The sequence below is a fragment of the Senegalimassilia anaerobia JC110 genome (assembly GCF_000236865.1).
Taxonomy (GTDB): domain Bacteria; phylum Actinomycetota; class Coriobacteriia; order Coriobacteriales; family Eggerthellaceae; genus Senegalimassilia; species Senegalimassilia anaerobia.
Window position 1 is genome coordinate 370,136 of the sequence record NZ_HE611014.1, and the last position, 21,955, is coordinate 392,090.

The window sequence follows — 21,955 nt, forward strand, 5'->3', positions numbered from 1 at the left end:
CGTCTCCAAGCGGAAGGGGCCGCCTTGCGTCTTGGGACCGGACGCTTAGGGGACGTAGCGCTATCTGTCTGAATCGCGTTTCACTTGTGCATGGTTGAGCGGTGTGGTGGCGTCCTGCTACGCTATGCAACGCAAAACACAAAGGCGAGCCGCCTAAAGGAAGGAGCTCATCGTGCAGGAAGTGCTGTTCATCGAGTACCCGAAGTGCTCAACGTGCAAGAAGGCGAAGGCGTGGTTGGACGCGCATGACGTGGCGTATGCGGATCGCGACATTGTGGCGGATAACCCCACGGCGACCGAGCTGGCCGAATGGCACGCGAAAAGCGGGCTGCCGCTGCGCCGATTCTTCAACACCAGCGGGCAGCTGTATCGCCAGCATAATGTGAAAGCCCAGCTAGATGCAGGCATGTCGGACGCGGAAGCTTATGACCTGCTGGCTACCAACGGCATGCTGGTAAAACGTCCCATCGTCGTCGGCCCCGATTTCGTGCTAACCGGCTTCAAAGAAGCCGACTGGGAAGCTGTACTGCTATAGGCTTTTCGCATAGGCGTTTTGCGCTTCCGTTGGACAAATAGGAAAAAAAGGAAACCGCCGAAAATCAATTGGCGGCCGAGCTTAGCGCCGGCGGAATCGCAAGGCCGATTTCGCAAGGCGCCCGTGCCGCTGTTTTTCCAGCTTCTTAATTCGGCATGCGTCAAGATCGGAAAGCGACGGATTAAAAAGCCCCGCATTGTGCGGGGCTTTTTGCGTTAATGACTTCAGTCTGGCGCGCGCGTAGCCGCGCCAAGCAAACCGCCCGCTATGCGGGCGGACGACAACCTGCTTTACAAAACCACCCTCCCGCCGGATATTGACGATTGTTCAGGCCGTCAAGAATCCGAGAAGGAAGGGTGGTGGTCGGCTATGGCCAACAAAGCCTACAGCCTTTCGCACACGAAGTGGATGTGCAAGTACCACATCGTGTTCACGCCGAAGTATAGGCGAAAGGCCATCTACGGCCAAACCAGGTCCGACATAGGGGAGATCCTGAGGAGGCTCTGCGAGTACAAGGGCGTCGAGATAATAGAGGGGCACCTCATGCCCGACCATGTGCACATGCTGCTGGCGATACCGCCGAAGTACAGCGTGTCGGGCGTGATGGGCTACCTGTAGGGCAAGAGCTCGCTCATGATCTTCGACAAGCACGCCAACCTGAAGTACAGGTTCGGCAACAGGAGGTTCTGGGCGGAGGGCTACTACGTCTCCACCGTCGGGCTCAACGAGGCGACCATCGCGAAGTACATCAGGGAGCAGGAGGCCGCCGACATCGCGCTGGACAAGCTGAGCGTCAAGGAGTACTCCGACCCGTTCAGGAAATAGCCGGGGCCCGCCGGTTCGACCGGCTCGCCACGGGTCAAGGGCAATAGGGCCTGAACAGCGTGAAGGCCGGCGTCTTTAGGCGCGCGCCGGCCTTCCATGGGTTATACCCTAAGAGCAAACCACCTGCTATGCGGGTGGTCCTGATTTGCTTGAGCTTGCGCTCGCGCCCACGAGGTGGGGTGCGGTGCTTTGCGCGCTCGATAAGCTATCGGGACGGTTCTCGGCCAACCTTTTTATGCCAGCTGTTCGGTGAAGTTGCTGGGCTCGATGACGCACATGCGCTTGCCGTCTTGCAGGCGGATGCGGCCGATATGCAGCTTCATAACGCCGGCGGTTTCCAGGCTGGTGGTGGTGAAACGCGAAACCACCAGCTGCTTGCTTGCCTTTCCTGCCATGGAGTACACGCGGCGCGCGTCCTTCGCGTGCTCCTTCTCCTGCTTGTCGAGGGGCATCTCGGCGCCGTCGAAGTACTCGCGGCAGGGGATGAAGCCGTTCACGAAACCGGCGATGACCAGCGCCTTCGGCGACAGGCCGGCAACCTGGTCGTAGGGGACCACCAGGACGGCGCTTGCGGCATCGATGTGGGGCGCCAGCAGGCGGCTGCGGAAGCGCTCGGCCATGGCGGCGGCGGAGTTATCCTGCTCGCCCAGGCACAGCGCGCTCACGATGCCCGGTGCCGTTGCGCCCTTCTCGCCCGTGACCGCCTCGGCAACCTTGTCCAGCAGCGCCGTGCCCTCAAGGCCGCTTGCGGATTCGATGAGCGCAAGACCAGCTTCGTACGCGGCGCCGACGCGCTGGGCACCCACTATGCGGTCGGCATCGCCCTCGTCGGCGGCCAGCGCGCCGTTCGCCATGTCGCGAAGAGACCCCACCAGGTCCTTATCCTGTTCAGCGGCGTATTTGCGCAGGTTCGCCATGGCGGAGCTATTGGCCAGCCAGTCGCCGTACCCGCACCAGCAACGCCATGCCATCGCATTATCGGGATCGGCCACCAAATCCAACGCTGTCAGCACGCGGGCGGGCACGCAACGTTCGTTGTCGCGTATATCGCCGCGTACCGGCTGGCGATCGGCCAGCGCTTGCGCAGGAACCTTGGCGGCCAGCAGGGCCTTCACGATGTTGCGGCTCCATACGCCGTTGGGTGTCGCAACCGTCACGTCGGCGGGGCTCATGCCGCCAGCCACGGCATCGGCCACGAAGCGCGCGACGGCGCCGAACTCGTCTTCGGGTAGCGTGGCTTCCAGCATGGTCGTCTGACCTGCGACGGCGTCTTCCGCTGTGTGGAACGCGATCGACTGCATCGCGGGGTCGGCCAGCAGCTTGGCGGCTCCGGCCGCCCCGGCTGCGCAGGCGTGGCACGCGGAAAGCTCGATATCCTCGGCACCTTCGTGCGCATCCATGAACTCGTCCAAGCCCGCGGCGTAAGGGTAGCTATCGTAGACCTGCACGCAGGCGGCGCGGTCGCCGGCGATCGTAAGCGTTTCAGATGCCACCAGGTCGGCCAGCAGCTGCGATGCCCTGCTGATGCGCTGATAGTCGTCCACTAGCACGTGGGCGAACGAGTGCGTGCTGCGCGCGCCGGCGTGGCCGCGCAGATAGTTCACCGCAAGGTTGCCCGCTTCGGGCTCGGCGATGCTGCGCGTGAAGGCCAGGTTCGCCTTCAGCAGCGCGTGCACGTTGGCCTCCTCGCCGGCCAGCAGCCAATTCGGATCGGCGTCGGCAAGCTCGGTCCAGCTGCGGTAGAAGAACTTCAGCATCTCGCGCAGGCGCTTCGGGCGCAGCCCGCACGTCTTCATGTCCTCAAGCAGGAAGAGCTCCTCATAGGCGGTGAGCAGGCGCGGCTCGCGGCCCGACCAGCGCACCGCCTCGGCATCGGAGAGCACCTCGAGCGCCAGGGCCCGCGGCGTGGTCACCGTGACCCCATCGGCGTTCACGTCGGCGACCTTGGCCGCAGCGCCCAAGCGCAACGTGAACGACTCGCATGCCTGCGGCGTGGCGCACAGCGCCAGCACGCTCTCCGCCTTCTCGCCGTTCGAGAGCAGCGAGCATACGCGCTCGATCAGCTCCTGCGTCTTCCCGCAGCCGACGCCGCCGACGATGCGCGTCACCTTGACTTGCGAAGTATCCTGGCTCATGTTCGACCTCCCAGTCGTTGTTCCTTACCTATTTATATATATGTTCGCGATCTTCCCCGGCGGGCGGGTTGGAGCGCGCTGCCGTCGGGTGTCGCCGACGGGTCGTTGTCTCTGCGTGTTCCTTCCTCGGGTCAGCCGGCAGAAGGGGCGCCGAAGCGGGGAGGGGGCTTCCCGCTTCGGCTTCTCGGGTTGGAAGAAGGAACGGCGGCCCCTCCGAAATCGGGGAGGGAGGGGAGGGTGAAGGGGCGCCGCTCCCGGGCAGAAGGTGGTCTATCCCCAGAACCCTTGCTAGGCCACCCTCTGTCCGGGAGGCCGGACGCGCGCCGCGCCCGGCTTTTCCCGATGCTGCGTTTCCTGCGCTGCAGCTTGCGCATCGCCACGTTGTGACGCTTATTCGTCGTTGCCCTTTAAGGAAACGGGTTCGCCCTTCTTGGCGATCAGCGGCATGCTGATCGCGTGCGCCGGGCAGGCGTCCATGCACGAGCGGCACTTCGTGCATTCGCTCCATGCGGCCTCGGACAGCTCGGGATGGCGCGGGTCGATGCCTTCATCGCAGGCGCGTCCGCAAGCGCCGCACTTCTTGCCTTGGGCCGTTTCCAGGCACTTCGTGTTGTCGATGGTGGGCTTGAACGTGCGGTTCAGCTTGGCGATAAGGCTCATGAACGCCGAAAGTGGGCACAGCTTATGGCACCACTTCTTGAACAGCAGCACCTCGGCGATCAAGATGGCGGGCACCACGATGAGCGACCACGTCACGTCGCCTTGCGCGAACAGGTTCACCAGCAGCAGGATGGTGGCGAAGGTCAGCCCGATGGGGCACACCAGGCAAAACACCGGGAAGCCGAAGATGAAGGTGGACAGCAGCGCACCGCCCAGCACGAAGTGGCGGGCATCCACGGCCTCGCCGCGCTTCTTCGCGCAGCCTGCGCAGCCGGACAGGCCCTTCGAGTCCTTCTCGCAGCCGGTTGCCAGCGCCGCCTTCTCGTCCTCGGTTAGCGGCACGATGTTGGCTGCGGCCTCGGTTGCCTTATCGTCTGCCTGTTTCGCGGCCTTTGCCTTCTCGGCTTTCGCCTGCTTCTCGGGCTTGGTGAATACGCCGCGCAGCTTCTGCACCAGGGGAACGGGGCACATCCAGCCGCAGAACGCGCGGGCGAACACGATGATGAGCGCCACCATGATGACCAGCGATACCACGGCGCGCGGTACCATCATCTTGCTGGCCAACATGGTGCCCAGCGCTCCCAGCGGGCAGAGGATGGAGATATCCCAGATGCCCGGTGCCGAAATGGTGCCGATGCCCAGGTTCGTCAAAAAGCCCACGAACACGATGGCCACGATGACGAGCGCGGTGATGGTGCGCAGCGTCTTGGAATTGCGTTTCATGACCGCACCTTACCTTTCTACCTGGTCAAGCGGCTTGATAGTGATGGCGCGTGAAGTGGCGCCCTCGGAAATGGAGCCGTTTTGCAGCGATACGCACACGCTCTCGCAGGCGCCGCAGCCGTTGCACTTGTTGTCCAGCACCACGGGACGGTTCTCGTCGTCAAGCTTGATTGCCTCGTAGGGGCACGTGTCGTAGCAGAATCGGCAGCCGATCAGCTTGTATGCCAGGCACCAGTCGGTGTTGATGACGGCGCGGCCGATGATGACGTTCTCCTTCGTGGCGCCTGCTGGCAGCTCCAGCGCGCGCGTGGGGCAGGCCGAAACGCACAGCGGTGTGCCGCCGTTCTCCTCGGTGCACCAGTCGCAGTAGTTCTCGCTGAAATCGAACGTAGGCGTGCGCATGTTCAGGATGCCGTCCTCGATGTGCGCCGGGCGGATGACGTCGCGCGGGCAGATCTCGTAGCATTTCTCGCAGCGGATGCATGCGCTGATCAGGCGGTCCTCATCCTGTCCTCCCGGAGGGCGGATGATGGCCTGTGGGTTCGCCAGCTTCAGCCCTCCCAGGCCCAGCATCACTGCTGCGCCGCCGATGCCCAGGCATAGCGTGCGGCGCGTCATGCCGCCGGTTTTCGCTTGCTTCCCTGAGGCGGCTTGCGCTGTTGCCGTGTCGGCCGCTTCCCTCGTCTGTCCCGCGCGGCCTTCGGGCAGGTCCGTGCGGTTATCCGTGTTGTCCATCTCTCCTTCTTTCGCTCGCGCCCGATGCTGGCCTCCCCGTATCCGACGCCCTCCACGTCGGGAAGCCTGGCGGGGCAAAACCGCCGACGCGCCGGCTTCGAAGCGCGTCAGCGGGCGATGTACGTTACTCGTCTTCGGTCAAAACGTCGTCCAAGAACGCCTTATCGGTGTTCAGAAAGCCGTCGGTGAGGTAAGCCAGGCCCTGATAGAGGTCGGTTTTCGCGAAACGCTTCATATCCGCGGTCATCATGGGAACCCAGGACAGCAGATGGTCTTCCAGGAAGTTCCTCTGCGTGGTCAGCAGCGCGGCGGCCTCCTCCTCGTCGCCCTTGCGCAGCGCATCGGCGGTACGGTTGGCAAGCACCTGCTCGAACTCCAGCTCCAGAGCTACGTGGTCCTCGCCTTCCTTCCAGCTGTTCTTCTTGTCAAGGCCGGCGGAGCGGTAGATGGCCAGCACCTCGTCGCGGGCATCCTGCATGAGCAGGCGCTTCTCGGAGGTGTACACGCTTTCGAACGGGTAGGCGGCGCTGTAGGCGTCCACGCCGTGGCCGATGAACACGCGGGTGTAGTCCACGGCCAGGTCGGTCAGGCTGTTCTCCCAGGTATTGGACAGGTACTTCGCCAGGCGCAGGTAGCCTTCGTCCACGTCGGCGTTGCCCGTGGAGGCGGGGAAGCGCATGCCATGCAGCTCGTCGAGCAGCTCCTGGTCGATTTCCACACGGAACAGGCGGCTGAGCAGGCCATACGTTGCGGCGCGCTGCTCGATCAGCTTGATCAGATCGTCCATGGAAGCCTGCTCTGCGGCGGTGTTGGCGTTCTCGGTCATGGTTAGTCCTCCTTAGAATCGGCCGCGGACTCGTCCACGACGTCTGCCAGCATTTCCAGGCCCTGCTTGCCCGTTTCGGTGGTGAACCAGGCCTTGCGCCATTCCAGCGCGTCGCATTGCTCCAGCTTGTCCACGAAATGCGGGGCGTACAGGCGGGGCTTTTGCACCAGCGGGTCGCTATCGACCTTGCCGTTGATGTCCGGGGTTGCGGCGCCGTTTTCGGCTGCGCACAGCGTGAGGATGCGTTTGTAGATGACCGCGTACGCCGCGTCCTCCTCAAGCAGGGCGCGCAGGCGCTCGATCGGTTTGTCGGAATCAAGTTTTGCCTGACCAGGCTCGGTGATACGCCAGAACACCTCAACGGGCTCGGCGGCTTCAAGATACTCCACGCCGTCCACGACCACGGTCTTAGGTTCGTTTACCGTGTCGTCGGCGGGCTGGCCGTCGGCGGTGATGCGCTCGATGGCGCCGGCTCGCTCGAGCAGGCTGCACAGGTTTGCGGCGGTGTAGACGCTGAAGTTATCCTGCTGCAGCTTATCGACGTGGGCGTTCACGGCCTCGGCGGTTTGCGGCTCTTGCACGAAGGACAGGATGCCCAGCAGCACCTTGCGGCGCGGGGCCATGGATTTGAACAGATCGTCGATGCGCTCGGTCGGCGTGCGGCTATCGCTTTCGGCATCGAGCTGCTGTGCGGGTGCATCGATTGCCGAGCTGATGGCGGTGCAATCGCCGCCCTCGTCATCATCGTCCGCGCCGGTATCCTCCAGCGGGTCGAACTCGTCAAGCTCGGAATCAAAGGATAGATCGAAAGTGGAATCAGACATGCTCCGCCCCTCCCAGACATTGCCAACAACAAAACAAGCGCCTGCCTTCTGGCATGACGCTACAGTGCCGGCCCGTAAGACCGACTCCGGGAACTTCACCCCTGAAGCTCCGACTTTTTGCAAACAATGTCTGCCGCACGCATCTGGTGCGCCGGCGGACTCCCCGCGACGATGATATGCGCGCCGCATCGACGGTGTCAAGGCCCGATTCCCTGTGTCAGATTATTTGAATTTGAGGATAGTGGTTTTCGCGTTTGACAATGCGCGGAGGGTTGCGCCATACTGCGCGGCGGGGTTTGGGGAAGAATGCAAGTGGACGACGGACCTGGCCGCGTGGGGACGTGCGCCGGCCCGCTTTGGTTTGGAGAAAGGAAGCTGAAGCCATGACCGCTTTTATTCGACCCTCTTTGATTCTTCGCATGGACCTGGACGAACGTTTATTCAACGACGAGTGCGTCTCCGATATCAAACGCTCGTACTCCTATGTGGCGCCGTCGCTTGTGCAGGCGCACAAGCCGGTAGACGGGCAGCGCCCGGAGAACGTGATGCGCTTCATGATCAAGCTGCATCGCGCCTACTGGGACAAGTCCGACGAGGCAGCGCAGCAGCTGTGGGAGGGCGTCATGCCCAAGTGGCTGCACAACATGTTCTCGAAGGTGTCCAACACCATCACTGCCGCCAACAACGTTCGTGCCGAAAACGGCCAGCCGGCGTTTCCGTATCACTGGCTTGAGCTGGAGTTCGGCGACAATGCGCTCATTGCGGTGAAGACGGGTTCCGATTCGTCGTTTCCTGCCGATGGGGTGGACATGGTGGAGCGCGTGCGCGACCTCATGAACGCCGGTGCGCTGGGGCAGGATATCGCTTGCGTGCGCATTCCGTCGCGCGCCAGCTACGAGGCGCAGCTTGCAGCCGCCGAGCAGGCGCAGGCGGAAGCCGTCGTTGCCGCCGAACAAGGCGACTCCGCAGGTCAAGTGGCCGAGCAGGCTGAGCTCGCCAGCGTCACCGCCGAGCAGGCCGTCGATGTTGCCGGCACCGCCGCCGAGGGGCAGGCCGATTCCGCCGACCCCGCCGAGCCCGCCTTCGCCATTCCCGAGCTGCCCGCGTTCGACGTGGACTACGGCACCTGGGGCATCGAGTACGCCGACGGTTCCGTGCGCGAGTTCAATGTCGCCGCCGGTGCGTTCTCGTAGGCGAACGGCTATACTAACCAATTGCAAGGGGGTAGACGAGAAAGGGGCAGCAATGCCAAGTGCCAAGAATTTCCTCGGTCTGCTCGAAAAGCTTCAGAGCGCCGATATCACGGTTCACCAGAACCGCTGCGCCGTCGTGCGCAATCGCAACGCCACGTGCATGAAATGCGCGGAGGTGTGCACATCGGGCTGCATCTCCTATAACGACAACGAGCTGATCATCTCGCCGGAGAAGTGCATCGGCTGCGGCACGTGCGCCACCGTGTGCCCCACGTGCGCGCTCGAGGCCCATCGTCCCAACGACGCTGAGCTGCTGCATCGCTGCATCCAGGCCATGCGCGCCGCCGACGGCGAGGTCGTCATCGCGTGCGAGCAGATCGTGAACGCTGCAGAAGGCCTGCTTGACCTGGAGAAAGTCGTGCCCGTCACGTGCCTTGGGCGCGTGGAGGAAAGCCTGCTGGTCACCCTGGCCGTGGCCGGCGCAAAACACGTCAGCCTGGTCGAGGGCAAGTGCGCCTCCTGTGAGCACGCCACCGGGTTCCACATGGCCGAGCAGGTGCGCGACACCGCCAACACGCTGCTGGAAACATGGAACAGCGACACGCGCGTCGACCTGGTCAAGAAGTTCCCGCACCAGGTGCGCCTTGAGGGCAAATCCAGTTTCGATGCCGGCAAGCGCAGGTTCTTCGCGGAGATGGGCTCCGAGGCGAAAGCCGCCGCCGGCACGACCGCCGACTACGCCGTGAAGGAAACGCTCGGTATCGAGGAGAAGCCCGAATCGCGCTTCCAAAAGGTGATGGAGGACGGCACGCTGCCGCATTTCATCCCCGACCGCCGCGAGCTTCTGCTGAACAGCCTGTCCAGCCTGGGCGAGCCGCAGGACGTCATGATCGAGACGCGCCTGTGGGGCCACGTCATCATCGACCCGGATAAATGCAGCAGCTGCCAGATGTGCGCGACGTTTTGCCCGACCGGAGCCATCAGCAAGTTCACCGACGAGGACGGCACGTTCGGCGTGGAACATTTCCCCGGCGATTGCGTGAAGTGTCGCTGCTGCACGGACATCTGCCCGCAGCAAGCGCTCACGCTTTCCGACGAGGTGTTCGCCGTCGACCTGCTCTCGGGCGCGGTGGAGCGCTACGAGATGAAGCCGCTCGCGCACCCCGTGGACGACCCGCACCAGATCTGGCGCACCATGAAGGACCTGCTCGGCTGCGATCAGGTTTACGAGCGCTAAATCCGCTTCCATAGCTTTCGCACGCGGGGCCGTCCTTCGGGGCGGCCCCGTTCTTTAAGCCCGCTTTCAGGCTGCGCCGTATACTGTTGATTGAAAGAATGCACGCCTGTGCCCTGCGGTGCGGGTTCGGGAATCGACGGAAGGCACACCATGCAGATCCTCATCGTGGAAGACGATGTGCGGCTTGCCCGCGCGCTGGCGCACATCCTGGAGGAGAACGGCTACGGCACCGATGTGGTGCACAACGGCGCCGACGGGCTTGCCTATGCCGAAAGCGACATCTACGATGTGGTCATCCTGGACGTCATGCTTCCCAAAATGGACGGTTTCACGGTAGTGACCGAATTGCGCCGCAAGAACGTGAGCACGCCGGTGCTGCTGCTCACCGCGCGCGACGCCGTGCCCGACAAGATCACCGGTCTTGACAGCGGCGCCGACGACTACATGACAAAGCCGTTCAGCCCCGCCGAGCTGCTGGCGCACCTGCGCGCCCTCACGCGCCGCCAGGGCGAGGTAATCTTCGAGAAGCTCGATGCGGGCGATCTTTCGCTGAATCTGGAAAGCTACGACCTGACGTGCGGGCAGAAGACCATCCACCTGTCGTTCAAGGAGTTTTCCCTGGCGAAGGTGCTTATGAGCAACGCGGGTCAGGTGGTGTCGAAGGAGCTGCTCATCGAGCGCGTGTGGGGCGTGGAATCCAGCGCCGAGGACAACAACGTCGAGGCCTACGTCAGCTTCCTGCGCAAGAAGATGCGTTTTTTGGGCTCGAAAGCGTGCATTGAGACCATCCGCAAAGCGGGCTATCGTTTCGCCGCCGATGGCGCCGCGGCCTAAGGTGGTCATCCCATGCTGAAAAAGCTTCGCATCAAGTTCATAGCGTTGAACATGGCCACCGTCGCCGTTGTGCTGACAGTGATCTTCGCGGCCATCTGCGTGGTGAACCATCGACAAAGCGTTGCCACGGTCGACGGCGCGCTCAACCAGGCCATCGCGCAGGCATCCGAGCATCAGGGCAGGCAGATGGGGAAGGATGCGCTTGGCGAAGGCCAGCCGGAATCCGGCAACGGTCAGGCGGCGCCCGATGACGGCGAGGCAGGCGATTCGCAAGCATCCGATGGCCGGGAATCTCCGGCTCAGGCAGCCGAGCAGGCGGGAGCCGTGGTCGACGCCTCCTCCGGCGTTGCGGCGCCGCCGACCATCGGCGGGCGCGAGCGCAGCGGGGGGCAGGTCATCCCCGTGGCGCTGTTCTCCATGTCCTCGGACGGCGATATGACCGCGCTCGGCCGCTACAACACGGCGTCCATCAGCCAAGACGTGCTCGAGCAGGCGGGCGAGCAGCTCGCCGGCGCCGACGAGGGCTTCGGCAGCCTTTCCGACCTGGGCCTGTTTTACATGAAGCGCCGGGCGGGCGGCGTCATGTACCTGGCGTTCGCCGACATGGGCAGCGCGAGCGGCTGGCGCGCTCTGGCGGCAACGCTCGCCGTGGTGGAGGTCGCGGCGCTGGCCGTGTTCCTCGTCATCAGCCTGTTCTTCAGCCGCTGGGCGCTGCGCCCCGTCGCCCGCGCCTGGACGCAGCAGCGCCGCTTCGTGGCCGACGCGTCGCACGATCTGAAGACCCCGCTCACCGTGATCCTTGCCAACACGTCCATCGCGCTCGAGCATCCCGAGCGCAGCGTGGCAAGCCAAAGCCAGTGGCTCGAGAGCACGCAGCACGAGGCCGAGGCCATGCAAGGGCTGGTGGGCGACCTGCTCACGCTGGCGAAGATGGACGAGGAGGAGGCCGCCGCGCAATCCGGCGCCGCGCGCCCGGCCCTCGAGGAAGTCGACCTGTCCGACGTTATCGAAGGCGAGGTGCTGCAGTTCGAATCGGTGGCGTTCGAACGCGGCGTGAAGCTGGGATCGCAGGTGGAGCCGGGCATCAAGCTGCGCGGCAACGAGCAGCGGCTGCGCCGCTTGGCGGGCACGCTCATCGACAATGCCTGCAAATACGTCGACGATGGGGGAGCGGTCGACGTGGCGCTTTCGCGCGCGGGCAAGCAGGCGAAGCTCGAGGTGCGCAACACCGGCGCGCCCATATCCCCCGAGGACCTTCCCCATGTGTTCGACCGTTTTTACCGCGCGGACAAGGCGCGCACGGGCGGCGTCGGCGGGCACGGCCTGGGGCTTGCCATCGCGCGCGCCATCGCCGAGGAGCACGGCGGCACGCTGACGGCTTCCAGCACGCAGGCCGAAGGCGCCGCGTTCACCGCAACGTTGCCGCTGAAGTAAGCGGGCGAGCGCCCCTCCCCGCGCCGCTCGCCGCGTTGCTTTCGTGGAAGCTCCGCCGGGGCGCTCATCGGTGCTATCATACGTGTTTACTTGCAAATCACGGAACAAGCGAGGCAGCCCATGCTTTTGTGCGCGCAGTACGTGCTTCCCATCACGTCGGAACCCATCCACAACGGTGCGGTGCTCGTTCGCGACGGCGCCATCCGCGACGTCGGCGACGCCGCCATGCTCAAGTTGCGCTATCCCGATGAAGAGGTCTCCGATTTCGGCCAGGCGGCTATCCTGCCCGGCTTCGTCGACCTGCACACCCACCTGGAGAACGCGGTCATGCGCGGCATCGTCCACGATGTCCCCTATGCCACCTGGATCATGACCATGCGCGAGCTGTCCGCTAAGATGGACGTGGCCGATTGGTATGATTCGGCCATCCTGGGCGGTCTCGAGTCGCTTTCCAGCGGCATCACCACCGTGGCCGACATCACCACCTCGGGCGCCAGCTGCACCGCCATGCAGAAGCTGGGCATGCGCGGTGTCGTATATCGCGAGGTGGGCGCCATGGACCGCCGTCGCGTCGACTTCGCCATGCATCAGGCCGAGAACGACCTGGCTCATTGGCAGGAGGAGGTCGACTCCGATCGCCTGACCATCGGCCTTGCGCCGTCGTCGCTGTTCACCTGCAACCCGGAGATCTTCCGCAAGGTCGCCCAGCTCGCCTCCAAGGAGAACCTCCCCGTGGCGCTGCGCCTGGCCGGCGACCGCGAGGAGTGCGATTTCGTGCGCTACGGTTCCTCGCCCTTCTCCGTCCATTCCATGGACACCACGCGCTGCTACGTGGAGGTCCCGCCGTGGCTGCCTACGGGCACCACGCCGGTCAACTACGTGCTGAACTGGGGCGCGTTCGAGAGCGACAACGTTATGATGGTGCACGGCGTCTACGTCGACGATCATGACGTGGCCAAGCTCAAGGAGTACGACGTCTCCGTGGCCAGCTGCCCTCGCATCAACGCCCAGCTGGGCATGGGCGTGGCCCCGCTCGCCGAGTTCCTGAACAACGGCCTGCGCGTGGGCCTGGGCACCGACAGCCCCGCCGCCACCGACTCCACCGACATGATCTCGGAGATGCACATCGGCATGCTCATCCAGCGCGCCGTGAACCCGCGCAGCTTCATGAAGTCCTCCACCATGCTGGAGATGGCCACCATCGGCGGCGCCCGCGCGCTGCGCATGGACGACAAGGTGGGCAGCCTGGAAGTGGGCAAGCTGGCCGACGTCATCGCCGTCGACCTGTCCGGCTCGCACCAAACGCCGGCCACCGACCCGGTTTCGGCCGTGGTCAACGCCTGCAACGGCTCCGACGTGCTCATGACCATGGTGGGCGGCAACGTGCTGTACGAGAAGAGCAGCTGGCATGTGGGCGTGGAAGTGGCCCGCAGCATCGCCCGCGTCATCGAGATCCGCAGCAAGCTGAGGTAGCGCGCCATGGGAACGAATCAGAAGCTCACGGCCAAGCAGAAGGCCGAACGCATCAAGGCGGCGCAGGAGCGCGAGGCGCGCGAGAAGGCGCGCCGAGAGGCGGCGGCTCGCACGAAGAAAATCTTCACCGTGGTGGTGTGCGTCATCCTGGTGCTGGCACTTGGCATCCCAACCATCGCGCTTTCCGTGCTGTCCATGTAGCAACCTTTGACAACGGATAACGCCCCGGTCCCCGAACGCGGCTTCCCGAGCAGAACTTTTCTGTAAAGGAAGTGCGCGCGAAGGGGGTCGGGGCGTTTGTGTTACCATGAATGGCTGTCGCGCGCAAGCGTGAAAAGAGTAAAGGGAACGCACGCAAAGGGGAATGCTTTGTTTGGTATTGGTGGATTTGAGCTCTTTCTCATTCTGCTGTTCGGTTTCCTGCTGTTCGGCCCCGACAAGCTGCCCGCAATGGCGAAAACGCTTGGCAAGGCCATCGGCAAGTTCCGCAACGCGCAGGAGGAGATGAACAAGGTTATTAAGAACGAGGTGTACGACCCCGATTCCGACGAGCCGTTCAAGAACCCGCTCGACGTCATGGAGAAGGCCGCCGATGCCGGCAAGAAGGCCGCCAACGGCGCCAGCAAGGCCGTGAGCAGCGCAAGCAAGGTCGTGTCCTCGCATAGCTCCTCCGCCACGGCGCCCAAGCCGCGCCCGGCGGGGCAGCAGGAAAGCTTCAGCGAGCGCAAGGCCCGCTACGATCGCGAGCGCGCCGCCAAGCAGGCTGCCGAAGCCGAAAGGGCCGAGGCCGCCAAGCAGGCCGCGCTGGCCGCTGCCGACGCCCAGTCGACCGAGGCCGCAGCTCCCGAAACCGCCGCGCAAGCGGCTCCCGCGGCGCCCGCCGCACCGGCAGCGCCCGCTGCCCAGTCTTCCGAAACCGAAACGAAGGGGGAGTAACCGATGCCTATCGGACCGGCGCGAATGCCCCTATTCGATCATCTGGGCGAGCTGCGCATGCGCTTGGTGCGCATCGTCGTGTGCCTGCTCGTCGGCGTGTGCGTGTTCTACTTCGCCACGCCCACCATGGGCCAGTTCCTGATGATCCCCATCGCCGAGTACCTGCCGAAGGGCCCCGACGGCCTGCCGTCGTTCATGGCCATCGACCCGTTCGAGGCGTTCTCCACCCGCTTCAAGATCTCCATCTGGGCGGCCATCGTGGCTTGCTCGCCGGTTATCCTGTGGCAACTGCTGGCGTTTTTCCTGCCGGCGCTCAAGCCCAACGAGCGCAAGTGGTTCATCCCCACGTTCGTCGCGGCAGTGGTGCTGTTCATCGTGGGCACCATCTTCTGCTACTGCATCATCCTGAACCCGGCGTTCCAGTGGCTCACCGACCAGGCCATGGGCTTGGGCACCGTCACGCCTCGCATGGCCAGCTACGTGGACATCATCATCAAGTTCGAGCTGGGCTTTGGCGTGGCCTTCGAGCTGCCGCTGGTCATCTTCTACCTGGTGGTGTTCAACGTGGTGCCGTACAAGAAGCTGCGCAATAGCTGGCGCGGCATCTACGTCGGCCTGCTGGTGTTCTGCGCCATCGTCACGCCCGACGCATCGCCGGTCACCATGGCGCTCATGTTCGCCGCGCTGATCGTGCTGTACGAGGTGTCGCTGCTGCTGGCCCGCATCGTGCTTGCCGGCCGTATCAAGAAGCAGAACCAGGAGCTTGCGAAGGAGGAGGGCGCTGCTCAGGCGGCCGCTCCCAAGACCAAGAAGCTCAAAGCCGTGAAGCGCAAGTAGCTTCGCCGGCAAACATATATGGTTAACCTGAAGGCCCGCTGCATGCGGGCCTTCTTGGGATAGTATGGGGTTCGTACCAATGGCGTGCGGCGCGGGCGCCGTACGGTTTCGCGGATCGAAGGAGCTGCATGCACGAGCTAGGTATCATGACCGGCGTCATGGAGGCGGTGGAGAAGTCCGCCGTGCAAGCGGGCGCCACGAAGGTGCTCAAGGTCACGTTGTCCATCGGCGAGATGACCGAGGCCATCGAGGACTCGCTGCGCTTCGCGTTCGAGGTGCTCACGGAGGGCACCATGAGCGAAGGCGCGGAGCTTGAGATCAACATGGTGGCGCCCCGAAGCCTTTGCTTGGACTGCGGTGCCGAGTACGAGCACGACCGTTTCCATATGGTGTGCCCCGAGTGCGGCGGCTACAACACGAAGCTTTTAGCCGGTCGTGAACTGCAGATCGATTCCATCGAGGTCGACCTGCCCGACGACTAACGAGCGTCAGCGCGTCGCTGTGCCGGCGAAGCCGCGGCCGTGCGCGGGGAGGCGCTTCCCCATAGGGCGCAGCCGGAAGGCAACGTGCATTCGCCGCGCCTTTCCAATCCGGTTCATAACTGAAACCGCTGCTTGATCAATAGGAGGATTCAGCATGCAAATCGATATGAAGCAACCCATCCTTGACAAGAACGACCAGCTGGCGGCGCAGCTGCGCAAGCGCTTCGCCGACAACCACGTGTTCGTGCTCGACCTGCTTGCCAGCCCTGGCTCTGGCAAGACGTCCACCATCCTTGCCACCATCGAGGCGCTGCGCGACGAGTTCAACATCGCCGTCATCGAGGGCGACATCGCCAGCAATGTGGACGCCGAGAAGATCAAGGCCCAGGGCATCGCGGCCGTGCAGATCAACACGGGCGGTGCGTGCCACCTGGAGTCCAACATGATCAGCCGTGCCATCGACGTGCTCGACCTGGAGCGCCTGGACCTGATCATCGTGGAGAACGTGGGCAACCTGGTGTGCCCGACCGACTTCGACCTGGGCGAGAACGCCAAGGTCATGATCTTGTCCGTGCCCGAAGGCGATGACAAGCCGCTCAAGTACCCCGGCGTTTTCCAGGCGGCGAAGGTGGTCATCCTGAACAAAGTGGACACCATGCCCGTGTTCAACTTCGATCGCGAGGCGTTCGACGCCAGCGTGCGCCAGCTCAACCCGCAGGCCCCCATCTTCCCCATCGCCGCAACCAAGGGCGAGGGCGTCGAGGAATGGGCAACCTGGCTGGCCGAGCAGATCCGCGCCATCCAATAGCACGGCGAATATATCCCATCCAAGCAGGCGGCATGTCCCAGGGCGTGCCGCCTGCTTGTGCTTCAGGGGCTCCCAATGCCGTCCCGCTTTAACAGGAGGGGTGACAAGATTGAGCGCTGGCGTACGCGGACGGCGGCAAGGGCAAGCTTTACGCTGCCCGCCCGCCGTCCCTGGTTCGCTGGTCGTGCGATTCGACCGGTTGCCAAGCTGTTGCGTGCTGGCAATCACCTTGAAACACTGCTTGGGCATACTCGTATCCGAAGGAATCCCGCTTGTGCTGAAAGGACAGCTTTATGCGAGCGAATGATATGTACGAGGCGTGCGCCGACGCGCTGCGCGCCTATGCGGAGGGCGCCGGCTTCACCGATATGGTGGTGGGGCTTTCCGGCGGCATTGATTCAAGCGTCATTGCCGTCTTGTGCGCCGACGTGTTCGGCCCCGATCACGTGCACGGCGTCATGCTTCCCGGCCCCTATTCCACGGAGCATTCCCTGGACGATGCCCGCGAGCTGGCGGACAACCTGGGCATCGAGACGCACGTCGTGTCCATCTGCGAGCCGTTCGAGGCGTTCGAGGCGGTGCTGCGCCGCTCGGGCTGCGGCAAGCTTTCGGGCACGGCGTCGGAGAACACGCAGGCGCGCTGCCGCACCGTGGTGCTCATGGCGCTTTCCAACGCCAACGGCTGGATGCTCGTGAACACGGGCAATCGCAGCGAGTCCATGATGGGCTACTCCACGCTCTACGGCGACACGGCCGGCGCGTTCGCTCCCATCGGCGGCCTGTACAAGACCGACGTGTACGCCATCGCGCGCTGGCGCAACGAGCGCGCCGAGCGCGACGGCCAGGTGTCGCCCATCCCCGAGCACGTGCTGGTCAAGCCGCCCAGCGCCGAGCTGGCGCCCGGCCAGGAGGACGAGAAATCCATGGGTATCGACTACCCCACGCTCGACCGCATGCTCATCGCGCATTTCGAGCACGGCGTCAGCGAGAACGGCCTGGTGGAGGCCGGATTCAACCGTGCCGACGTCGAGCGCGTGCTGGCGAAGGTGCGCTCGCAGGCCTTCAAGCGCGCCCTCGAGCCGCCGTATCCCGATGTGAAGTTCTACCAATAGGGAAGCGCCCGCCGGGCGCCCGCATATCGAGAAGATGTGACGCGCGCCGAACGGCCGGCCGCGCGCGGGTCGCGTGCGTTACCATGGCTGCGATATCGAAATGGGGGACGGTGCCCAAAGCCGGTTGCACGGCGGCGGGCGCCGTCCCTTCGCCATCTAGTGAAAGAGCATGCCCTACATGAAACGCCGCGATTTCTTCAAGCTGGTCGGCGCCTCCGCCGCCTTCGCCGCCGTGCCCCTGCTGTCATCGTGCAGCTCCGCCGCGGCGCCCTCCGCCGAGGGTGCCGGCGTGCTCGGCCAGCCCCAGGTGTCGTTCTCCACATCGGTTGACGTGCTCATATTGGGCAGCGGCATGGCGGGCCTTTCGGCGGCCATGGATCCTTCCGAGGCGGGGCTGTCGGTCATGGTGGCCGAGAAGCTCGATGTGTTGGGCGGCGAAAGCTACGAGTCCAACGCCGTCATGGAGGTGTGCGGCAGCCAGCTGCAGAAGGACGCGGGCATCACCGAGACCTGCGACGACGTATGGCCCGAGCGCAAGGAGGCCCTGAAGAGCGCCGGCGTGACCGATCTTGAATTCGCGAAGCGCCTGTTCTACGCGGCGCCCGAGTGGGTCGACCGCATGAAAAGCTCGTACGGCGCGCAGTTCGCCGACCCTGCCAGCTATTCCGCCAACGAGGCGAACCGCCGCCGCGTGCTCCCGAAAAACGGCATCGGCGACACGGAGAGCATCATGATGCCGCTGCGCGACAAGCTGGCGGCGAAGGGCGTGCAGTTCTCCACCGGCTATTGCGCCACTGGGTTCATCTTGGACGAGGCGGGCAAGGTGTGCGGCGTGCGCTTCTCCACCAGCAAGAAGGACCAGTCCGGCGTGGTCGACGTGCATGCGCGCGCCGCGGTGGTGGCAACGGGCGGGTTCGCCAGCAACCAGTCGCTCGTGCGCCAGTACCTGTCGGCGTGGGAGCGCATCGGCTGCTACACCGCCGCGTCCATGGGGGAGGGTCATAAGCTGTGCCAGGCGCTCGGCGCGCAGCTCAGCGACATGAGCGTGACCCCATCGGTGATCAGCGACCTTCCGCAGGCGGCTGCATGGGGCATGTTCGCGCCCACGCTCGTGGTGGATGCGCAGGGCAACCGCTTCGCCAACGAGGACTACATGCGCGACCTGTGCGCCGCATGCTTCACCCAGGAGCGCGGCTATTTCTGGACCATCTTCGACAGCGGCATCTCGGAGAGCGGGCAGGCCCGCAGCGCGGCGCAGGTGACGGCGAAGCACGCATCGCGCCTGGTCGGACCGTGCGACACGGTGGAGCAGCTGGCGTCGGGCATGGGCGTGTCCGAGGATGTGCTGGGCAAGACCGTCGACCGCTTCTCCAGCATGGTCGAGGCCGGCAAGGATTCGGATTTCGGGCGCAAGCAGTTCCTGGAGAACCTGAAGCCGCCGTATTACGCGCTCAAGCAGTTCCCCGTGCGCTTCCGCACGCGCGGCGGCGCGGTGGTGGACGGCGGCGGACGCCTGCTCGACGCCAACGGCAAGGCCATCGCGGGCGTGTACTGCTGTGGGGCCGCCGCGCAGGGCGGCGGCGAGAGCCTGACCACCAACGGGGCCTTCGGCATCCTCACCGGCAGAGCCGTGACCGAGGACCTGGGAGCGGCATAGCCGCGCGCTCGCGCTTGCATGCCCGTCACAGTCCCGGGGCTCTGGGCGGTTCGCTGCATCGAGCTGTGGCGTTCCGTCCTGACCCCCTGGGTTCTGGGCTGTTTTGCAGCTTTTCGACCTTGAAATTGACATGCTTTTGGGGTTCTGGGCGGTTTCAAGGGTTGATTCGGGACGCCTCTCGGCATAACCCCAGGTCGGCATTAGCGCGGAGGGCGTCATCTCCTCCAAAACCGCCCAGAACCTCGAGGTTCCCCGCATCTCTCGTTCGCGCGATTACCCCGGGCGGCGTATGGCGTGCTTGGCGTGCTCGGGATACCATGGACGACATGGATAACCTTCTTATGACATATCGCGACATGACGACGCGCGACTGGCTGGTCGACGCCGCGGTGGCGCTGGCGGCGTTCGCCGTGGGCTGCCTGCAGCTTATGCTCACGGCGTCGTCGATCATCATTCCCGACCTGGCGCTTCGCCAATATCTCGGCGTGGTCAACGTGGTGCCCGACCTGCAGGTGTTCGTGGGCCTGGGCATGACGGTGGTGCCGCTCGTGCTGCGCCGCCGCTTCCCGCTGCCCGTGTTCGCCGCGTGCCTGGTCATCTTCCTGGGCCTGCAGGTCAGGTTCTCGGGTTTCTCCATGACGGTGGTCGGGCCGCTGGTGGCGCTCTATACCGTGGCGGCTGAATGCGGCACCGTGCCTGGTATCGCGTGCGGTGCGGCGGCGGTGCTGTCGCTGCTGTTCGCCGGCGCGCCCATGCAGGCGGCCAGCATGGTGTTCTTCACGCGCTTCCAGAATATCGCTCTCATGGTGGCGGCGGTGCTCGCCGGTTACGCCTACCGCACGCATGTCGCGTACGTGCGCGCGGTGGAGCAGCGCGCGGCCGAGGCCGAGCGCACGCGCGAGGAGGAGGCCGCCCGCCGCGTGGAGGAGGAGCGCGTGCGCATCGCCCGCGAGGTGCACGACATCACGGCGCACTCGCTCTCGGCGGTGAGCATCCAGCTTGCCGCGGCCGAGCGGCTGGTGGAGCGCGATCCTCAGATGGCGAAGGAGGCGGTGTCCACGGCGCGCGCCACGGCGAAGGCCGCGCTCGACGACATCCGCTCGATGATCGGCGTGCTGCGCCACGGCGACGACGCGGCCGAGACCATGCCCGCCGCGGGAACGAACCAGGTGGACGAGCTGGAGTCGTATCTGCGCGGCGCCGGCCTTGACGTGACGCTCGATATGGCGGCGTACGATCGAGCCCGCGTGCCCGCGCACGTCGACATGGCGCTGTTCACCGTGGCGCGCGAGGCGTGCACGAACGCGGTTCGGCATGCGCGGGCGCAGCGCGTGTCGCTGCGGTTCGCGGTGGAGGACGGCGCGGCCACGTTGTCTGTGATCGACGACGGCGCCGGCTGCGGCGTGGCGGCGCAGCCGGCAGATATGGCCGCCTCCCAGCTGCCGCGGGCGGCCGATGGCGCAGGCCACGGCGTCGCGGGCATGGCCGAGCGCATCCACGTGCTCGGCGGGTCGTTCTCGGCAGGCGATGGCGAAAACGGCGGGTTTTGCGTGCGCGCGAGCATCCCGCTTCGCGGAACGGAGGCATAGCGAATGGAACAGACGCTCGACGGCGAAGGCGCGGCAAGCGCTTCCTCGCAGGCGGCCAACCCGGCAGGCCCGGCCAACCTTGCAAACGCGGCAAGCCCCGCCAACCCGGCAACCCCGGCCAGGGATTCCGGTACCTCACCGCAGGCGGCCAATCCCGTCAGCATGGCGAACGCCCCTTCGCAGGCGGCGGGTGCGAAGCGTCCCGTGCGCGTGCTGGTGGCCGACGACCAGGACCTTGTGCGCAGCGGCTTCCGCATGATCTTGTCGTCTTACGACGGCATCGAGGTGGTGGGCGAGGCGCGCGACGGCGATCAGGCGGTGCAGCTTGCCGAGCGCCTGCGCCCCGACGTGGTGCTCATGGATATCCGCATGCCGCGCGTCAACGGCATCGACGCCACGCGCGCCATCCGCTCCAACGCCGTCCTCGCGGACGTGCAGGTGCTCATCCTCACCACGTTCGACCTGGACGAATACGTGTACGACGCGCTGTCGGCGGGCGCCGGCGGCTTCCTCCTCAAAGACGCCGAGCCCGACGAGATCGCATCGGCGGTGCGCGTGGTGGCGGCGGGCGAGGCGCTCATCGAGCCGTCCATCACGCGCCGGCTCATCGAGACGTTCGTGGCGGCGCGCCCGGGCGTGCCCGCAGGCGCCGCGGCATGCGGCATTGACCAGCTCACCGACCGCGAGCGCGAGATCCTCACGTTGGTGGCGCGCGGCTTGAACAACGACCAGATCGGCGAGCGTCTGTTCATCAGCCCCGCAACGGTCAAAACGCACCTCGCGCGCATCATGGCCAAGCTCGATGCGCATGACCGCGCGCAGCTGGTGGTGCGCGCCTACGAGAGCGGGTTGGTGAAGCCCGGCGTGATGTGAAAGCTGGCGAAAGGGGGGAGCGCCGGCGGCTATCGGCCGCCGGCGCTCCTTCTGTCTTATGCGCTTGCACAAGAACTTTTCGGAGCGCGCCATAAATCACCGTAATCCACTTGCAATCGGACGGTCGGCTGCTATAGTAGGCAATGTGTTTAGCACTCGTTACCAAAGAGTGCTAGCACTCAGAAACACAGAGTGGTTAAATAACGGGTATGCGAAACCAATCTCGC

The 21,955-nt window shown here is 64.9% G+C and carries 20 protein-coding genes and 1 pseudogene; 16 read left to right on the plus strand and 5 right to left on the minus strand.

Annotated features, from left to right (window positions below; translation table 11 throughout):
• Window positions 1–172 precede the first annotated feature (172 nt).
• A complete protein-coding gene (locus tag SFHG_RS01555; protein ID WP_042432586.1) occupies window positions 173–535 on the plus strand; it encodes an arsenate reductase family protein in 363 nt (120 codons plus the stop codon).
• Window positions 536–904: 369 nt separating this feature from the next.
• Window positions 905–1,360: pseudogene (gene tnpA, locus SFHG_RS01560) on the plus strand (IS200/IS605 family transposase).
• 233 nt (window positions 1,361–1,593) lie between these two features.
• On the opposite strand, the gene SFHG_RS01565 reads toward tnpA, so the two are convergent.
• The 5 genes from SFHG_RS01565 to SFHG_RS01585 form a co-directional block, all read right to left on the minus strand.
• A complete protein-coding gene (locus SFHG_RS01565) occupies window positions 1,594–3,495 on the minus strand; it encodes a UvrD-helicase domain-containing protein (protein ID WP_042432589.1) in 1,902 nt (633 codons plus the stop codon).
• Between the two features lie 390 nt (window positions 3,496–3,885).
• Window positions 3,886–4,878, minus strand: coding sequence for a 4Fe-4S binding protein (locus SFHG_RS01570; RefSeq protein WP_042432592.1), 993 nt, complete (start codon window positions 4,876–4,878; stop codon window positions 3,886–3,888).
• Between the two features lie 9 nt (window positions 4,879–4,887).
• Window positions 4,888–5,613, minus strand: coding sequence for a 4Fe-4S dicluster domain-containing protein (locus SFHG_RS01575; protein WP_202898034.1), 726 nt, complete (start codon window positions 5,611–5,613; stop codon window positions 4,888–4,890).
• A 124-nt stretch (window positions 5,614–5,737) separates the two neighbouring features.
• The gene (locus SFHG_RS01580; protein WP_042432594.1) at window positions 5,738–6,439 is read right to left on the minus strand and encodes a TorD/DmsD family molecular chaperone; all 702 of its coding nucleotides are present in this window, start codon (window positions 6,437–6,439) and stop codon (window positions 5,738–5,740) included.
• A gap of 2 nt (window positions 6,440–6,441) precedes the next feature.
• Entirely contained in the window at window positions 6,442–7,263 is an 822-nt protein-coding gene (locus tag SFHG_RS01585; RefSeq protein ID WP_042432597.1) for a hypothetical protein, read from the minus strand.
• A gap of 383 nt (window positions 7,264–7,646) precedes the next feature.
• Between SFHG_RS01585 and SFHG_RS01590 the strand changes: the two genes are divergently transcribed.
• The 14 genes from SFHG_RS01590 (at window position 7,647) to SFHG_RS01655 (ending at window position 21,728) form a co-directional block, all read left to right on the plus strand.
• The gene (locus SFHG_RS01590) at window positions 7,647–8,456 is read left to right on the plus strand and encodes a hypothetical protein (protein WP_148514781.1); all 810 of its coding nucleotides are present in this window, start codon (window positions 7,647–7,649) and stop codon (window positions 8,454–8,456) included.
• 52 nt (window positions 8,457–8,508) lie between these two features.
• Entirely contained in the window at window positions 8,509–9,693 is a 1,185-nt protein-coding gene (locus SFHG_RS01595; protein WP_042432602.1) for a 4Fe-4S binding protein, read from the plus strand.
• Window positions 9,694–9,843: 150 nt separating this feature from the next.
• The gene (locus tag SFHG_RS01600; RefSeq protein WP_042432605.1) at window positions 9,844–10,527 is read left to right on the plus strand and encodes a response regulator transcription factor; all 684 of its coding nucleotides are present in this window, start codon (window positions 9,844–9,846) and stop codon (window positions 10,525–10,527) included.
• 12 nt (window positions 10,528–10,539) lie between these two features.
• Window positions 10,540–11,961, plus strand: a complete 1,422-nt coding sequence (locus SFHG_RS01605) for a sensor histidine kinase (RefSeq protein WP_042432607.1) — start codon at window positions 10,540–10,542, stop codon at window positions 11,959–11,961.
• 120 nt (window positions 11,962–12,081) lie between these two features.
• Window positions 12,082–13,434 (plus strand): amidohydrolase family protein, encoded by a 1,353-nt coding sequence (locus SFHG_RS01610; protein WP_042432610.1) that lies wholly within the window; start codon window positions 12,082–12,084, stop codon window positions 13,432–13,434.
• Window positions 13,435–13,440: 6 nt separating this feature from the next.
• Complete coding sequence (locus SFHG_RS01615) at window positions 13,441–13,635, plus strand: hypothetical protein (protein ID WP_042432613.1); 195 nt, start codon at window positions 13,441–13,443, stop codon at window positions 13,633–13,635.
• Between the two features lie 168 nt (window positions 13,636–13,803).
• The gene (locus SFHG_RS01620) at window positions 13,804–14,370 is read left to right on the plus strand and encodes a Sec-independent protein translocase subunit TatA/TatB (RefSeq protein ID WP_042432616.1); all 567 of its coding nucleotides are present in this window, start codon (window positions 13,804–13,806) and stop codon (window positions 14,368–14,370) included.
• A gap of 24 nt (window positions 14,371–14,394) precedes the next feature.
• Window positions 14,395–15,207: a twin-arginine translocase subunit TatC gene (gene tatC, locus SFHG_RS01625; protein WP_238318240.1), complete on the plus strand. Its 813-nt coding sequence runs from the start codon at window positions 14,395–14,397 to the stop codon at window positions 15,205–15,207.
• 128 nt (window positions 15,208–15,335) lie between these two features.
• The gene (gene hypA, locus SFHG_RS01630) at window positions 15,336–15,689 is read left to right on the plus strand and encodes a hydrogenase maturation nickel metallochaperone HypA (RefSeq protein WP_042432622.1); all 354 of its coding nucleotides are present in this window, start codon (window positions 15,336–15,338) and stop codon (window positions 15,687–15,689) included.
• Window positions 15,690–15,843: 154 nt separating this feature from the next.
• Entirely contained in the window at window positions 15,844–16,497 is a 654-nt protein-coding gene (gene hypB, locus SFHG_RS01635; RefSeq protein WP_042432625.1) for a hydrogenase nickel incorporation protein HypB, read from the plus strand.
• A gap of 293 nt (window positions 16,498–16,790) precedes the next feature.
• Window positions 16,791–17,609 carry an NAD(+) synthase gene (gene nadE / locus SFHG_RS01640; RefSeq protein WP_042432628.1) on the plus strand — a complete coding sequence of 273 codons (819 nt, stop codon included), beginning with the start codon at window positions 16,791–16,793 and terminating at the stop codon, window positions 17,607–17,609.
• A 178-nt stretch (window positions 17,610–17,787) separates the two neighbouring features.
• Complete coding sequence (locus SFHG_RS01645) at window positions 17,788–19,266, plus strand: FAD-dependent oxidoreductase (protein ID WP_042432631.1); 1,479 nt, start codon at window positions 17,788–17,790, stop codon at window positions 19,264–19,266.
• A gap of 317 nt (window positions 19,267–19,583) precedes the next feature.
• Window positions 19,584–20,855 carry a sensor histidine kinase gene (locus SFHG_RS01650; protein ID WP_202898035.1) on the plus strand — a complete coding sequence of 424 codons (1,272 nt, stop codon included), beginning with the start codon at window positions 19,584–19,586 and terminating at the stop codon, window positions 20,853–20,855.
• 3 nt (window positions 20,856–20,858) lie between these two features.
• Entirely contained in the window at window positions 20,859–21,728 is an 870-nt protein-coding gene (locus SFHG_RS01655) for a response regulator (RefSeq protein WP_238318241.1), read from the plus strand.
• The last annotated feature ends 227 nt before the right edge of the window (window positions 21,729–21,955 follow it).

Coding starts and splice junctions, on each gene's coding strand:
- SFHG_RS01650 (WP_202898035.1), top strand. CDS start 19,584: ATGGACGACATGGATAACCTTCTTATGACATATCGCGACATGACGACG.
- SFHG_RS01570 (WP_042432592.1), bottom strand. CDS start 4,878: ATGAAACGCAATTCCAAGACGCTGCGCACCATCACCGCGCTCGTCATC.
- nadE (WP_042432628.1), top strand. CDS start 16,791: ATGCGAGCGAATGATATGTACGAGGCGTGCGCCGACGCGCTGCGCGCC.
- SFHG_RS01600 (WP_042432605.1), top strand. CDS start 9,844: ATGCAGATCCTCATCGTGGAAGACGATGTGCGGCTTGCCCGCGCGCTG.
- SFHG_RS01615 (WP_042432613.1), top strand. CDS start 13,441: ATGGGAACGAATCAGAAGCTCACGGCCAAGCAGAAGGCCGAACGCATC.
- hypA (WP_042432622.1), top strand. CDS start 15,336: ATGCACGAGCTAGGTATCATGACCGGCGTCATGGAGGCGGTGGAGAAG.
- SFHG_RS01655 (WP_238318241.1), top strand. CDS start 20,859: ATGGAACAGACGCTCGACGGCGAAGGCGCGGCAAGCGCTTCCTCGCAG.
- SFHG_RS01595 (WP_042432602.1), top strand. CDS start 8,509: ATGCCAAGTGCCAAGAATTTCCTCGGTCTGCTCGAAAAGCTTCAGAGC.
- SFHG_RS01580 (WP_042432594.1), bottom strand. CDS start 6,439: ATGACCGAGAACGCCAACACCGCCGCAGAGCAGGCTTCCATGGACGAT.
- SFHG_RS01575 (WP_202898034.1), bottom strand. CDS start 5,613: ATGGACAACACGGATAACCGCACGGACCTGCCCGAAGGCCGCGCGGGA.
- SFHG_RS01645 (WP_042432631.1), top strand. CDS start 17,788: ATGAAACGCCGCGATTTCTTCAAGCTGGTCGGCGCCTCCGCCGCCTTC.
- hypB (WP_042432625.1), top strand. CDS start 15,844: ATGCAAATCGATATGAAGCAACCCATCCTTGACAAGAACGACCAGCTG.
- tatC (WP_238318240.1), top strand. CDS start 14,395: ATGCCCCTATTCGATCATCTGGGCGAGCTGCGCATGCGCTTGGTGCGC.
- SFHG_RS01590 (WP_148514781.1), top strand. CDS start 7,647: ATGACCGCTTTTATTCGACCCTCTTTGATTCTTCGCATGGACCTGGAC.
- SFHG_RS01605 (WP_042432607.1), top strand. CDS start 10,540: ATGCTGAAAAAGCTTCGCATCAAGTTCATAGCGTTGAACATGGCCACC.
- SFHG_RS01585 (WP_042432597.1), bottom strand. CDS start 7,263: ATGTCTGATTCCACTTTCGATCTATCCTTTGATTCCGAGCTTGACGAG.
- SFHG_RS01565 (WP_042432589.1), bottom strand. CDS start 3,495: ATGAGCCAGGATACTTCGCAAGTCAAGGTGACGCGCATCGTCGGCGGC.
- SFHG_RS01610 (WP_042432610.1), top strand. CDS start 12,082: ATGCTTTTGTGCGCGCAGTACGTGCTTCCCATCACGTCGGAACCCATC.